The following is a 12,548-nucleotide window of genomic DNA, read 5'->3' as shown; positions in this document are numbered from 1 at the left end:
TAATCTAAGCCGCGTTGACCGAGGAGCCCCACCCGAGGAGTGCCCATGGCCGTGACCCGGAGGAACCTGGTGCTGGGCGCGGGAGCGCTCGCCCTGCTCGCCGCCTGCGGCGACGACCGGCGGTCAGCCGCGCAGTCTCCCGCGACGGCGGCGGGCGGCTGGACCTTCACCGACGACCGCGGCAGGAGGATCCAGCTGGCCAGGCGGCCCACGCGGATCGTCGCCCAGGTCAGTGCGGCGGCCACGCTGTGGGACTTCGGCGTGCGGCCCATCGCCGTCTTCGGCCCCCACCGGCTCAAGGACGGCGGCAAGGACCCCGAGGCCGGCGACATCGACGTGAACGCCGTCAAGTCGCTCGGCAACGTGTGGGACGAGTTCAACGTCGAGCAGTACATCGCGCTCCAGCCGGAGGTGCTGGTCGCGGGCATGTACGTCCGCAACGAGCTGTGGTACGTGCCGGCGAAGTCCAGGGACGCCATCGAGCAGGTCGCGCCGACCATCGGCATCCAGCAGGAGGGCAAGGCCGGCGACGAGCTGATCAAGCGGTACGAGGAGCTCGCCGTGGCCCTCGGCGGGCGGGCCGACGAGCAGGCCAGGGCGCGCTTCCGGGCGGCCGAGGCGGCCTTCGTGGAGACCGTCGCGCGGAGCAAGCGGAGGGTGATGTTCTGCGCGGCCGCGCCGGAGGCCTTCTACGTGTGCGAGCCGTCGAAGTTCCCCGACCAGAAGTACCTGGCGGCCAAGGGGCTGGACATCGTCAAGCCGGACAACCCCGACACCACCGGCTACTTCGAGAACCTCAGCTGGGAGAACGTCGACAAGTACGAGGCGGACGCCGTCTTCCTCGACGCCCGGGCGCAGTCGATGAAGCCCGAGGAGGTGGCCAAGAAGCCGACCTGGGCGAAGCTGCCCGCCGTACGGGCCGGGCACGTCTACCCGTGGCGGGCGGAGATGCGCTTCAGCTACCAGGGCTATGCGCTGCTGCTGGAGGAGCTCACGGCCAACCTGGCAAAGCTCGCGTAGATTGCCAACTGGAGAGACGCTAGGTTAGCCTTACCTAAGTTGATTGGGTCGCGACCGCTCAGCCCTGCCCTGGCTCCGCCGTACCGAGGCGGCCGCCAGCCCCAAGCACAAGGATCATCGATGTCGTTCAGGTTCCCCCGCATGCGCCGTCGCACGTTCGCCCTCTCGGCGGTCGTCACCGTGGCCCTCGCCCTCGCCGGGTGCTCCTCCTCCACCACCGAGGCCAAGCCCTCCGCCGCCGCTCCGGCGCAGTCGTCCGCCGGATCGGCCGCCTACCCGATCACGATCAAGCACGCGCTCGGCGAGGCCGTGATCAAGGAGCAGCCCAAGCGCGTGGTCACCCTCGGCCAGGGCTCCGCCGAGACCGCCATCGCGCTCGGCGTCATCCCGGTGGGCATCGAGAGCTACGAGTGGGGCAGCGACCCCAAGACCGGCTACCTGCCCTGGATCCACGAGGCGGTCACCAAGGCGGGCGGCACGCTGCCCAAGCAGTTCGCCGGCGGCGAGAACATCGACTTCGACACCATCGTGGAGCTCGACCCCGACGTGATCCTCGCGGTGTGGTCCGGCGTCACCAAGGAGCAGTACGAGGTGCTGTCGGGCATCGCGCCCACCGTCGCCTACCCCGACCTGCCGTGGAGCACCGACTGGGACCAGCAGATCACCACGGTCGCCACGGCGCTGGGCAAGGCCGGGGAGGGCCCCAAGCTCATCGAGCAGGTCAAGAAGGTCTTCGCCGACGCCGCCGCCACCCGCCCGCAGTACAAGGGCGTGACCTTCTCCTACATCTACACCACCGGCCCCGGCACGCTGGGCGTCTTCAAGCCCAGCGAGCAGCGGGTGGCCTTCCTCACCATGCTCGGCCTGACCGTCGACCCCGTGGTCGAGACCTTCAAGGAGACCGAGGGCACCGACTCGGCCCTCATCGGGCTGGAGAACGCCCAAAAGCTCAAGGACAGCGACCTGATCTTCACTTTCTACACCGACGAGAAGACCCGCAAGGAGATCGAGTCGCAGAAGCTGTACGCGGAGATCCCCGCCATCAAGCGCGGCGGCGTCGTCTACAGCCACGACACCCCGTTCGTCACCGCCTCCTCGATCATCAACCCGCTGACCGTGCCGTGGGCGATCGACAAGTACCTCCCGCTGATCGACAAGGCCGTCGCCACCGTCGAGAAGTGACTCACCCAGGCTCCCGCACCCGGCCGGCGCTCATCCTCCTCGCGGCGCTCGCCGCGCTCGCCCTGGCGGCGCTGGCGAGCGTCGCGTCCGGCAGCCACCCGACCTCGGTGCAGGAGGTGTTCTCGGTGCTGAACGGCACCGCGGACCCCAACACGGCCGCCGTCGTGGAGAGCCGCTACCCGCGGACCGCGCTCGGCGTGCTGGCCGGGCTCTGCCTGGCCGTGGCGGGCACCCTCATGCAGGGCGTCACCCGCAACCCGCTCGCCGACCCCGGGCTGCTCGGCATCACCTCGGGCGCCTCGGCCGCCATCGTCACCTCGATGGCCTTCCTCGGCGCGTCCGGCCACTGGAGCACGGTGGTCTGGGCGCTGCCCGGCGCGCTGGCCGCCGGGCTGGTGGTGTACGTCATCGGCTCGGCGGGCGCGGGCGCCGGCGTGGCCAGGCTCGTGCTCGCCGGAGCGGTCGTCTCGGCGGTGCTCATGGCCTACGTCCAGGCCGTGACGCTCGGCAACCCCAAGGTCTTCGACAGCTACCGCTACTGGGTGGTCGGCGCGCTCGGCGGGCGGGACTTCCCCGTGCTGTGGTCGGTCCTGCCCCTGGCCGCCGTGGGCCTGGCGCTGGCCCTGCTGCTGGCTCCCGGGCTCAACACGCTGGCGCTGGGGGAGGAGTCCGCCTCCGCCCTGGGCGCGAACCCCGCCGTCGTGCGGGCCGGCGGGCTGCTGGCCGCCGTGCTGCTCAGCACCGCCGCCACCGCCGCCGTCGGGCCGGTCGCCTTCGTCGGCCTGGCCGTGCCGCACATCGTCCGGGCCCTGGCCGGCGTCGACATGCGGGCCCAGGTCCTCCTGTCGGCCGTCGTCGGCCCGGCCCTGCTGCTGCTGGCCGACGTGGTCGGCCGCATCGTGCTGCGCCCGCAGGAGCTCATGGTCGGCGTGGTCACCGCGTTCATCGGGGCACCGGCGCTGCTGCTGGCCGTACGGCGGATGAGGGACGGCTCATGAGACGGGCACAGGAGACACAGGGGGCACAGGGAGTACGGCGAGCACGGCGGGCGCCGCGCGGGTACCTCGCCGCCGGGCCGATCGCGATCCCCCTCGCCCGGGCCGGCGTCGTCGCGGGCCTGGCCGTCCTCGTCCTGCTGCTGGCCGCCGCCGTCGCCACGCTGTCGATGGGCAGGCTCGGCGTCCCCGTCCCGGACCTGCTGCACGCGCTCACCCACGGCCCCTCGGAGGGCAAGCAGGCCTTCGTGCTGGAACGCCTGCGCGGCCCCCGGCTCGCCGTGGCCGTCGGCACCGGAGCCGCCCTCGGGCTGTCCGGCGCGCTGTTCCAGACGGTCACCCGCAACCCGCTCGGCAGCCCGGACGTCATCGGGCTGAGCGCGGGAGCCGGGGCCGGCGCCGCGGTCGCCGCGCTGCTGCTGCCCGGCACGCTCCCGCCCTGGGCCGGCGCGCTCGCGGGCGCCGCGCTCGCCATGGCGCTGGTGTACTTCTCCACCGGCACGGGTTTCCGCAATCCCGGGCGGCTCATCGTCGCGGGCATCGGGGTCTACGCGATCGCCACGGCGATCATCCAGTACGTCGTCTACGCCGTCGAGCGCGACAGGGCCGCCGCGCTCACCGCCTACGTCAACGGCAGCCTGTCGGCCCGTTCCTGGGAGCACGCCGCCACCGTCTGGGCGACCCTGCTGGCCGTGGTCCCGCTGGTGCTGCTGCTGTCGCGGCGGCTGGCGGTCACCGAGCTGGGCGACGAGCTGGCCGCCGGGCTCGGCGCCGACCCGCGGCGGGCCAGGTCGGCGGCCGTGGTGCTGTCGATCGTGCTCAGCGCGGGGGCCGTGGCCGTGGCCGGGCCGATCTCCTTCATCGCGCTGACCGCGCCGCAGATCGCCAAGCGGCTCACCCGGCTGCCGGGCCCGCACCTCACGCTGGCCACGCTCGTCGGCGCGCTGCTGCTGGTCCTGGCCGACCTCGCCGCCCAGCAGGCGCCGCTGCCCGGCAGCCTGCCCGTCGGCGTCTACACGCTCGCCCTCGGCGGCCTCTACCTGGGATACCTGCTGATCCGCGAATGGAGAAAGGGAAGCCTATGAGCCTGGCTGCTCGGGACCTCACGATCTCGTACGGCGGCGCCCCCGTCCTTCGCGACCTCACCGTCGACATCCCGCACGGCGGCTTCACCATGGTCATCGGGCCCAACGGCTGCGGCAAGTCCACGCTCGTCAAGGCCATGGGACGGGTGCTCAAGCCGGGTGGGGGGCAGATCCTGCTGCACGGGCGCGACCTGTGGTCCTACCGCGGCCGGGAGGCGGCCCGCCACGTCGCGCTGCTGCCGCAGAACCCCGTCGCGCCCGACGGCATCACCGTGGAGGGCCTGGTGCGGCGGGGCCGCTATCCGCACCACACGTTGCTGCGGCAGTGGTCGCCCGCGGACGACGACGCGATCGCGTTCGCGCTGGAGCGGACGGGGCTGGGCGACCTGGGCGGGGCGCAGGTGGGGCGGCTGTCGGGCGGCCAGCGGCAGCGGGCCTGGATCGCGATGGTGCTGGCCCAGCAGACCGAGCTGCTGCTGCTGGACGAGCCGACGACGTTCCTCGACATCTCCCACCAGTACGAGCTGCTGGAGCTGTGCCGGGAGCTGCACGAGGAGGGCAGGACCGTCGTGGCCGTGCTGCACGACCTCAACCAGGCGGCACGGTTCGCCACCCACCTCATCGTGATGAGCGAGGGGCGCGTCGTCGCGCAGGGGCCGCCGTCGGAGGTGGTGACGTCGCGGCTGGTGCACGAGGTCTTCGGGCTGGAGTGCGACGTGGTGCCCGACCCGCGGACGCTCACGCCCATGGTGGTGCCGCACACGCGCCGCGCCGCCGCGGCCTCCCTGGCCGGGCGGGCTCAGAACGCCCCGCGGACCTCCACGATCTCCGACAGCGGGAACTCCAGGTAGTCCCCGGCCTCCTCGCACCACGCATCGAGCACCGAGCCGCGCAGCTCCCCGTGGCTGATGGTCGCGGTGAGCCCGTCGGTCAGCCGGATGCCCGCGCGCACCCCCCGGTCCACGACGAAGCCCAGCAACGACTGCTGCGCCGTGGGCAGCCGCGTCGCCATGCGCCCGATCACCGCCCAGGTGCGCCCGCCGGCCTGCTCCTTGGTCCCCGAGGCGACCAGCCGCCGGGCGTGCTCCCGCGGGTCGGGGACCGGCTCGGCCAGCGCGTACGGCGCGGGCAGCTCGGCCACCTGGCCGCCGGGCAGCAGGATGAGCTTGCCGTTGGGCGAGCCGTCGGCCGCGGGCGGCTGCGGGGGTCTGCGCCGGATCTCCACCGACCCCGTGTCCGGCACGGGCACCGGCGCGTAGCCGTTCTCGCGCAGGGCGGCCAGCGTGCGGTCGGCCGGGGCCGCGCTGACGAGCACGGTCGGCGCCAGCAGCCGCAGCCCGAGGCGGGCCAGGCGCCGGTGGGCGGCGATCTCGGCCAGCAGCGCGGGGTCCGACGCCTGGACGATGCACCCCACGGTGGTCACCGTGACCTCGCCGTGCCGCCGGGCCACGTCCCGCACGAGGTACTCCAGCGGCTGCGGGATCGTCCCGACGGCGGCCAGCTCCTCCAGCAGCGAGTCGGCGTCGTGGCCGTCGTCCAGCGCCCCGCGCACGCTCTCGGCGGTGAAGCGCCAGATCGAGGCCGCCCCCCGCGACTCCCGCTCGGCGACGCGGTCCAGCAGCGCGGCCAGCTCGGCGGAGGGCGGCCCGGTCACCACGGCGGTGAGGTCGGGGCCGAACAGGGCGCTCCTGCGCACGCTGGCCAGCGCCCGCGTGGCCGCCTCCACCAGCCCGGGGTCGTGCTCGACGAGCGGGACGCAGTCGTCGTTCTCGTCGCCGGCCTCGGCGGTGAGCCCGGCCAGCGCCCGCCCCAGGTCGGTCAGCGCCCCGTGCCCGGCGACGTTGGCGAGCACGCCCAGCAGCCTGGCCTCCTCCAGGACCGGCGGCACGCACTCGGCCAGCAGGGCCTGGTCCAGCAGCGGCGCGTGCCAGTGGACGGCGCGCGCCAGACCGGCGTGGTCGGCGCAGGCCGCGCCGGCGGGCAGCCGGGACAGGACCTGGATCACCGCCCGGCGGATGCGGGCGACGGCCGCGCCCGACGGGTCGTCGCCGAGCACCGTGGGGTACCTGCCGTCGACCTTCCGCAGCGACGAGCGCTCCATGCGCCACCACGCGGCCAGCAGCACGCGCAGCCGGGAGGCGCCCTCGTCCAGGCGCCACCGGTCGAACCGCTCGGTCGGCGCCATCCCGCCGGACTTCTCGTCCCACGCCAGCAGCCGCGCCACCGCGCAGATCTCCAGCAGCAGGCGGGTCTCGTCCTCGTCGCAGCCGGTCTCCTTGGCCAGCCTGCGCACCTCGCGCACGCCCACGCCGCCGGTCTTCAGCAGCGGCACCGGGGCCTTGGCGGCGTTGTCCAGCAGGGCCGCGCAGCGCTCCACCAGGTGCGGCGCGGCCAGCGTCATGAGGTGGTCGACCTCCTCCGGGTCGACGGGCATGGCGGCGATCTCGGGGGCGTGCGGGGTGAAGGGCGGGTGGTAGTCGGGGCCGCGCACGCCCAGGGCCACCTCGCGGGGCATCTCGGCCAGGTGCCACTTGGGCCGGTACAGCAGGCCGTGGTCGGCCGCCCACTTCTCGGGCGTGCCGGGGGTGACGAAGCGGTCGCCGTCGACCTCGCGGAGCGGCCCGTCCCAGGCGAACTCCTCCAGCAGCCGCCCGGCGCCCTCGGGAGCGCGCTCGAGCAGCTCGTCCAGGCGGGTGGTGAGCACCTCGCAGACCCTGGCGATCGTGCGCGGCTTGTTGCCGTGCGGCGGCAGGCCGAGCCTGCGGGCCAGGGCCCGCAGCGCGTCGTCGCTGATGCTCCAGGAGTTCAGGTAGTGGCTCAGCGGTTCGCCCAGCCCGAGCGGGGCGGTCCACCAGCGCGCCACCGCCTCGGCCAGGTGGATGCGGCCCTCGGCGTCGGGCCAGGCCAGCGCGTGGTCCTGCAGCCGCTCCAGCCACTCGGCGACCTCGCCCGCGTCCGCGTCGACGAAGGCGGCCACCTCCCGCGCGGTGGGCGTGCCGAGCACCAGGCAGACCTGGGCCAGCTCCAGGCAGGGCAGGGGCAGGTTGCGCAGGGCCGCCATGACGGCCAGGCCGTTGCCGAGGCGCTGCGCGAGCGTGTCGAGCCGCCGGGGCCAGGGGGGCGCGATCGCGTCCCGGCGGTGGGTCAGGACACGGGCAAGTCTGTCCTCATCCAGTGTTCGCAGCCAGCCGAGCAGGTGATCATCCATCGGTCAGCACTCTCATGGGGTCGCGCGGGACTCACCGTGAGCCATGACCATCAACGGTAGTGCAGATCACGCCGCTCGGGAGAGGACTGCCCAGACGATCTTCCCTCGCGGCGCGAGCGCGGTCCATCCCCACCGGAGGCTGAGCGAGTCGACGATGTGCAGGCCGAGCCCGCCGACGTCCATCGGGCCGCTGTAGCGCAGCACCGGCACCGAGGCGCCCGGGTCGGTGAACGCGCAGGTCACCATGGGGCCCCGCCGTACCAGGGACATCTGGACCGGCAGCGGCGCGGAGCCGAGGGACAGGCCGTGGTGCAGCGCGTTGGTCGCCAGCTCCGAGACCACCAGCTCCATGTCGTCGACCAGCTCCTCCAGCCCCCAGCCGAGCAGGGTGCCCGCGGTGAAGCTGCGGGCGGAGTGGACGGAGGAGGCGGCGGGCGGGAGCACGAAGGTGGCGCTCGCCATGGGGCCGGCCTGGAGGAGGTCGCGCGCCGCCTCCGGCCACCATCCGACCGGGGGCCACCAGTCGAACGTGGTCCACTGGTCGTGCGCTGTGGTCGTCTGCACGGAGATCATTCTGCGGAAAAGTCCGTGCAAGTGCAAGGTCAAATGCACGTGCAGCGGAATGCGCCTTCCGCTAGCGTTTGCCTCGAAAGGGTAATGCCGGGGGAAAGGAAAGTACTGTCACACTATGAGCTAGAAACCGACCGAGGAGCAGCACGTGTCCATGGATCCGCCGGGTTCAGGGTCGACCGTTCGGCGCATCATGCTCGGGGCGAGCCTTCGCCGATTGCGCGAGAAGGTGGGCCTGGAGCGCGAGGAGGCCGGGTTCCACATCCGGGCGTCGGCGTCCAAGATCAGCCGGATGGAGCTCGGCCGGGTCGGCTTCAAGACACGTGATGTGGAGGACCTTCTCACGCTGTACGGCGTCGTCGACGACGCCGAGCGTCGAGCCCTGCTGGAGATGGTGCGCGAGGCCAACACCCCCGGGTGGTGGCACAAGTACTCCGACGTCCTGCCGTCCTGGTTCACCACCTACGTGGGCCTGGAGGAGGCGGCGTCGCTGATCCGCACCTACGAGGTGCAGTTCGTGCCCGGCCTGCTGCAGACGGCGAACTACGCCAGAGCCATCTACCAGCTCGGCAACCCCGACGCGACTCCCGAGGAGATCGAAAAGCGCGTGCAGACGCGCCTGCAGAGACAGCAGCGCTTCGCGAGGAAGGACGGGCCGCGGCTGTGGGCCGTCATCGACGAGGCCGCCCTCAGGAGGATCATCGGCGGGAGAGAGGTCATGATCGAGCAGCTCCAGCACCTCCTGCACGTGGCCACCTTCCCCAACATCACCATCCAGGTGATGCCGTTCAAGTTCGGGTCGCACGCGGCGGAGGGCGGAGCCTTCAGCATCTTGCGGTTTCCGGAGTCCGACCTGTCGGACGTCGTGTACGTCGAGCAGCTCTGGGGTGCGCTGTACCTGGACAAGCGCGAGGAGGTAGACCCCTACCTCACCGCCATGGAGCAGCTGTGCGTGGAGAGCACCACGCCGGGAGGCACCGTGGAGCTCATCGACCGTCTTCTCAGAAAGATGTAGATGGAGCACACCTACAACGGCATGCCCGCGGCCGACCTGTCCCAGGTCGCCTGGCGCAAGAGCCGCTACAGCAATTCGCAGGGCAACTGCGTGGAGCTCGCCGAGCTCCCCGGCGGGGCCGTCGCGGTGCGCAACTCGCGCTTCCCGGACGGGCCCGCCCTGATCTACACCCGGGAGGAGATCCGGGCGCTGGTGCTCGGGGTCAAGGCCGGGGAGTTCGACGGCCTGCTGGTGTAACCGATCGTTAACCACCGGCGCGCCCGCGTAACGCCGGCGCGCCGGTGGCGTAACCGGGCGGGCGGACGGCCTGGGCACAATCGGCTCATGCTCGACCAGATGACGCTGTATCCGATCGCCGACGACGTGTTGCTCGCCCCGGGGGGCAAGGTGGTCGTGCGCACCTACGGGGTGGCGGCTGCGGACGCGCCGGTCGCCTACCGCACGTGGGTGACGGGCCTGCGCGACCAGCCGCGGTACTGGCACTGGGGACGCTTCGAGGAGGCCGTCGGCGGCCACCGCCAGGTGCTGGAGTGGCTCACCGGAAGGGGGCCGGCGCCTTTCCCAGAGGGCCGCCTCGTGCCTAGCTGACGGGGGCGTTCCAGGTCAGCACCACCGGCTCGGCGTGCTCGAACCCCAGGCGCGAGCAGGTGCCGGTGTCCAGCCGGAAGAAACGGCCGTCGGCGGGCGGCAGGCCCAGCCAGCGGGCGGTCAGCACGCGCAGGAAGTGGCCGTGCGCGACCAGCGCGACGGCGCCCTCCGCCCGGCGCGCCCTGGCGATCACCCGGTCCGCCCGCGCGCCCACCTGCTCGGCGCTCTCGCCGCCGGGCACCCCGTCCCGCCACAGGTACCAGCCCGGGCGCGTGCGGCGGATCTGGGGCGTGGTGACGCCCTCGTAGTCGCCGTAGTCCCACTCCCACATGTCGGGGTCGGTCTCGTAGCCGGACAGGCCCGCCAGGTCGGCGGTACGGCGGGCGCGCAGCGCGGGACTGACCAGCGCCAGGCCGAACTCGCGAGCCTTGACCAGCGGGGCCAGCGCGCGGGCCTGATCCTCCCCGTGCGGGGTGAGCGGCATGTCGGTGCGGCCGGTGTGCCGCCCGTCCCTGCTCCACTCCGTCTCGCCGTGCCTGAGCAACACCATCTCCTGCATGGGCACCATCCAACTAGGCGCCGCTCGGCTCCTCCACGGTGGGGGGTGAAGATCTCCGGGCCGCGCTCGTGGGGTGGTGGCGCACCAGGGACACCGCGCATCCGGCGAAGGCGGCCGTGGCCAGCGTCCAGCCGATCGGCCGGGCCACGTCGGGCAGCTCCACCCAGGCGCCCAGCATCGCCACCACGGCCGAGGCCACCAGGGCGAACCCCGCCCACCACGGCGCCGACCGGCCCACCAGGAGCGCCACGCCCAGCAGCAGGGCACCGGCGCCGAACGCCACGCCGTACAGCCAGACCCCAGCGGGCGAGTACGCCGGCAGCTCGTAGACCCGTTCCATCATGCGCTCCAGCGTCGCGACCGGCACGCCCTCCCGGACCCCGGCGTAGACCAGGTCGTAGGGGTTGCCGTCGGCGTTCAGCGTGCCGGGCACCGTCAGGACCAGCCCCAGCGCGCCCAGTAGCGGCGCGCCCCGCATGGCGACCACGCCGACCCCGATGACGGCCGGGGCCAGCGTGAGCAGCCAGATCTGCGAGAACCACGCCAGGGCCAGGTACCCCTGCGGGTCGTGGCCCCGGATCGTCGGGTAGGGGAACAGCACCCCGCCCAGGGCCAGGCTGAGCGGCGCGATCACCATCAGCGCCGCCGGCCCGTACCGCGCGATCTTCATGATCCCGTACGGCGGAGCAGCCCGAGCGCCACGCCGCCCAGCCCGGCGGCCATGACCAGCCACGCGGCCCCGGCCACGACGGTCGACATGCCGGTGATCCAGGGGATCGGGACGAGGATCGGGCCCACGATGAGGGCGATCGCCCCCCAGGTGGGCGCGGTCTTGCCGAGCAGGGCGGCCACGCCGATGAGCAGGAAGCCGATGAGGGCGAGGGGGAACAGTTCGCCCACGATGGCGGTGGGCGCCGGTGTGGAGTACATCTTCGTGGCCGTCGCGACGTCCACGCCGCTCTTGAGCGCGGAGTACAGCGTGTCGTCGATGCTGGCCGACGGGATCATCATGAGGAAGGCCAGGACCAAGCCGACCAGGCCCAGCACGGGCTTGCCCTGCCGGGCGACCCTGGCCGCGGCCAGGAGCCCGGCGAGGATGAGCGGGAAGGCGGCCAGGAAGACCCACGACGACCAGGCGTAGGCGTCGAGGTTGGCGGCGAAGGCGCGGACGTAGGCCTCGCCTTCCGTGGTGGTGGGAAGCGGGCTGGTCATCAGGGCCACGGCCATGACCGCGGGTCCGGCGAAGGCGGCGGCCACCATGAAGTTGCGGGCGAACGTGTCGACACCCGAGCGGGGGTCGTGTCGATACTCGTCATGGGACCAGGGTCGGCCGGTCGCGGGCGCCGCACATGAGTAGGCCATACTCAACTGCCGTGAACACTGCCGTGGAGCCGATTTCTGTGGGTTTGGTAGGTGCGGGGCCCTGGGCCGAGACGGCGCACGCGCCCATGCTGGCGGCGGGACCGCACACCCGGCTGGCCGGGGTGTGGGCACGCCGCCCCGAGGCCGCGGCCCGGCTGGGCGCCCCGGTCTTCGAGCGGCTGGAGGAGCTGTTCGACGCCTGCGAGGCCGTCGCCTTCTGCGTGCCGCCCGGCGTGCAGGCCGAGCTGGCGGTCCAGGCCGCCAAGGCGGGCAAGGCGCTGCTGCTGGAAAAGCCGCTGGCCGACTCGCTGGAGGGCGCCCGGCGGCTGGCCGAGACGGTGGCGGAGACGGGGGTGCCCTCCCAGATGCTGCTCACCCTCCGCTACACCGACGCGGCGCGCGACTTCCTGGCCAGGGCGGCCGAGATCGAGCCCTTCGGCGGCCACGCCGTGGCCGTGTCCGACGCCCTGCTGGGCGGCCGCTACTCCTCGCCGTGGCGGCTGGAGCGCGGGGCGCTGCTGGACGTCGGGCCGCACATCGTCGACCTGCTCGACGCCGCGCTCGGCCGCGTCGTGGGCGTCCGGGCGCACGGCGACCCGCTGCGCTGGACCGGCCTGCTGCTGGAGCACGAGGGCGGCGCGGTCAGCGAGGCGTCCCTGTGCCAGGCCTCCGCCGCCTACCGGCGCGAGGTGGCCGTCTTCGGGCGCGGCGGCACGGCGGTGTTCGGCGAGATCGGCGGCCGGCCGCTGGCCGCCGTGGCCGAGGAGTTCGCCAGGACGGTGCGGCAGGGCGGCGGCCATCCCCTCGACGCCGCCCACGGGCTGCGCCTGCAGGAGATCATCGCCGAGGCGGAGAGGCAGCTCTTGACGTAGGGCCGTTCCGGAGAATTGATAGCGTTTGTCCGACGCGCAGTGCGCAGCGAAGTCCGGTGCGAGTCCGGCGCTGTCCCGCAACTGTCATAGCC

14 protein-coding genes are annotated in these 12,548 nt (G+C 73.1%); 9 read left to right on the top strand and 5 right to left on the bottom strand.

Going from position 1 to position 12,548, the window contains the following annotated elements; all coding sequences use genetic code 11:
• Window positions 1–45: 45 nt before the first annotated feature.
• From BSB02_RS24895 to BSB02_RS24875, 5 genes are all read left to right on the top strand, one after another.
• Window positions 46–1,020 (top strand): ABC transporter substrate-binding protein, encoded by a 975-nt coding sequence (locus BSB02_RS24895; protein WP_084962421.1) that lies wholly within the window; start codon window positions 46–48, stop codon window positions 1,018–1,020.
• Window positions 1,021–1,140: 120 nt separating this feature from the next.
• Window positions 1,141–2,202: an iron-siderophore ABC transporter substrate-binding protein gene (locus BSB02_RS24890; protein ID WP_084962419.1), complete on the top strand. Its 1,062-nt coding sequence runs from the start codon at window positions 1,141–1,143 to the stop codon at window positions 2,200–2,202.
• A complete protein-coding gene (locus BSB02_RS24885) occupies window positions 2,199–3,200 on the top strand; it encodes a FecCD family ABC transporter permease (protein WP_084962417.1) in 1,002 nt (333 codons plus the stop codon). Before BSB02_RS24890 ends, BSB02_RS24885 begins: the two co-directional genes overlap by 4 nt.
• Window positions 3,197–4,282: a FecCD family ABC transporter permease gene (locus tag BSB02_RS24880; protein WP_084962415.1), complete on the top strand. Its 1,086-nt coding sequence runs from the start codon at window positions 3,197–3,199 to the stop codon at window positions 4,280–4,282. The genes BSB02_RS24885 and BSB02_RS24880 overlap by 4 nt, the downstream gene beginning before the upstream one ends.
• The gene (locus BSB02_RS24875; protein ID WP_240506639.1) at window positions 4,279–5,133 is read left to right on the top strand and encodes an ABC transporter ATP-binding protein; all 855 of its coding nucleotides are present in this window, start codon (window positions 4,279–4,281) and stop codon (window positions 5,131–5,133) included. Before BSB02_RS24880 ends, BSB02_RS24875 begins: the two co-directional genes overlap by 4 nt.
• Here the strand turns inward: BSB02_RS24875 and BSB02_RS24870 are convergent.
• On the bottom strand, window positions 5,082–7,490 hold the full coding sequence (locus tag BSB02_RS24870; RefSeq protein ID WP_084962411.1) for a helicase-associated domain-containing protein: 2,409 nt from the start codon (window positions 7,488–7,490) through the stop codon (window positions 5,082–5,084). The genes BSB02_RS24875 and BSB02_RS24870 overlap by 52 nt on opposite strands.
• A 66-nt stretch (window positions 7,491–7,556) precedes the next feature.
• Window positions 7,557–8,063 (bottom strand): ATP-binding protein, encoded by a 507-nt coding sequence (locus tag BSB02_RS24865; RefSeq protein WP_084962409.1) that lies wholly within the window; start codon window positions 8,061–8,063, stop codon window positions 7,557–7,559.
• A 190-nt stretch (window positions 8,064–8,253) separates the two neighbouring features.
• Between BSB02_RS24865 and BSB02_RS24860 the strand changes: the two genes are divergently transcribed.
• The 3 genes from BSB02_RS24860 (at window position 8,254) to BSB02_RS24850 (ending at window position 9,663) form a co-directional block, all read left to right on the top strand.
• Window positions 8,254–9,075 (top strand): helix-turn-helix domain-containing protein, encoded by an 822-nt coding sequence (locus BSB02_RS24860; protein ID WP_084962407.1) that lies wholly within the window; start codon window positions 8,254–8,256, stop codon window positions 9,073–9,075.
• Entirely contained in the window at window positions 9,076–9,312 is a 237-nt protein-coding gene (locus BSB02_RS24855; RefSeq protein ID WP_084962404.1) for a DUF397 domain-containing protein, read from the top strand.
• A gap of 87 nt (window positions 9,313–9,399) precedes the next feature.
• On the top strand, window positions 9,400–9,663 hold the full coding sequence (locus tag BSB02_RS24850; protein WP_084962403.1) for a hypothetical protein: 264 nt from the start codon (window positions 9,400–9,402) through the stop codon (window positions 9,661–9,663).
• Here the strand turns inward: BSB02_RS24850 and BSB02_RS24845 are convergent.
• From BSB02_RS24845 to BSB02_RS24835, 3 genes are read right to left on the bottom strand one after another with little or no spacing between them, the layout of a single operon-like run.
• Window positions 9,656–10,222, bottom strand: coding sequence for a histidine phosphatase family protein (locus BSB02_RS24845; protein WP_084962645.1), 567 nt, complete (start codon window positions 10,220–10,222; stop codon window positions 9,656–9,658). The two genes, BSB02_RS24850 and BSB02_RS24845, sit on opposite strands and share 8 nt — an antisense overlap.
• Before the next feature lie 13 nt (window positions 10,223–10,235).
• A complete protein-coding gene (locus tag BSB02_RS24840; protein WP_084962401.1) occupies window positions 10,236–10,892 on the bottom strand; it encodes a hypothetical protein in 657 nt (218 codons plus the stop codon).
• Window positions 10,889–11,584: a hypothetical protein gene (locus BSB02_RS24835; protein WP_143591101.1), complete on the bottom strand. Its 696-nt coding sequence runs from the start codon at window positions 11,582–11,584 to the stop codon at window positions 10,889–10,891. Before BSB02_RS24835 ends, BSB02_RS24840 begins: the two co-directional genes overlap by 4 nt.
• Before the next feature lie 38 nt (window positions 11,585–11,622).
• Here BSB02_RS24835 and BSB02_RS24830 point away from each other — a divergent pair, with 38 nt between their 5' ends.
• Entirely contained in the window at window positions 11,623–12,456 is an 834-nt protein-coding gene (locus tag BSB02_RS24830; RefSeq protein ID WP_240506638.1) for a Gfo/Idh/MocA family protein, read from the top strand.
• Window positions 12,457–12,548 lie beyond the last annotated feature (92 nt).

This window comes from Thermoactinospora rubra (assembly GCF_002093975.1).
Taxonomy (GTDB): Bacteria; Actinomycetota; Actinomycetes; order Streptosporangiales; family Streptosporangiaceae; genus Nonomuraea; species Nonomuraea rubra_A.
The sequence above is the reverse complement of the archived record's forward strand: the minus strand, read 5'-3'. Positions and strand labels throughout refer to the sequence as shown.

Coding starts and splice junctions, on each gene's coding strand:
- BSB02_RS24840 (WP_084962401.1), bottom strand. CDS start 10,892: ATGAAGATCGCGCGGTACGGGCCGGCGGCGCTGATGGTGATCGCGCCG.
- BSB02_RS24895 (WP_084962421.1), top strand. CDS start 46: ATGGCCGTGACCCGGAGGAACCTGGTGCTGGGCGCGGGAGCGCTCGCC.
- BSB02_RS24890 (WP_084962419.1), top strand. CDS start 1,141: ATGTCGTTCAGGTTCCCCCGCATGCGCCGTCGCACGTTCGCCCTCTCG.
- BSB02_RS24870 (WP_084962411.1), bottom strand. CDS start 7,490: ATGGATGATCACCTGCTCGGCTGGCTGCGAACACTGGATGAGGACAGA.
- BSB02_RS24865 (WP_084962409.1), bottom strand. CDS start 8,063: ATGATCTCCGTGCAGACGACCACAGCGCACGACCAGTGGACCACGTTC.
- BSB02_RS24835 (WP_143591101.1), bottom strand. CDS start 11,584: ATGGCCTACTCATGTGCGGCGCCCGCGACCGGCCGACCCTGGTCCCAT.
- BSB02_RS24850 (WP_084962403.1), top strand. CDS start 9,400: ATGCTCGACCAGATGACGCTGTATCCGATCGCCGACGACGTGTTGCTC.
- BSB02_RS24880 (WP_084962415.1), top strand. CDS start 3,197: ATGAGACGGGCACAGGAGACACAGGGGGCACAGGGAGTACGGCGAGCA.
- BSB02_RS24875 (WP_240506639.1), top strand. CDS start 4,279: ATGAGCCTGGCTGCTCGGGACCTCACGATCTCGTACGGCGGCGCCCCC.
- BSB02_RS24860 (WP_084962407.1), top strand. CDS start 8,254: ATGCTCGGGGCGAGCCTTCGCCGATTGCGCGAGAAGGTGGGCCTGGAG.
- BSB02_RS24855 (WP_084962404.1), top strand. CDS start 9,076: ATGGAGCACACCTACAACGGCATGCCCGCGGCCGACCTGTCCCAGGTC.
- BSB02_RS24845 (WP_084962645.1), bottom strand. CDS start 10,222: ATGCAGGAGATGGTGTTGCTCAGGCACGGCGAGACGGAGTGGAGCAGG.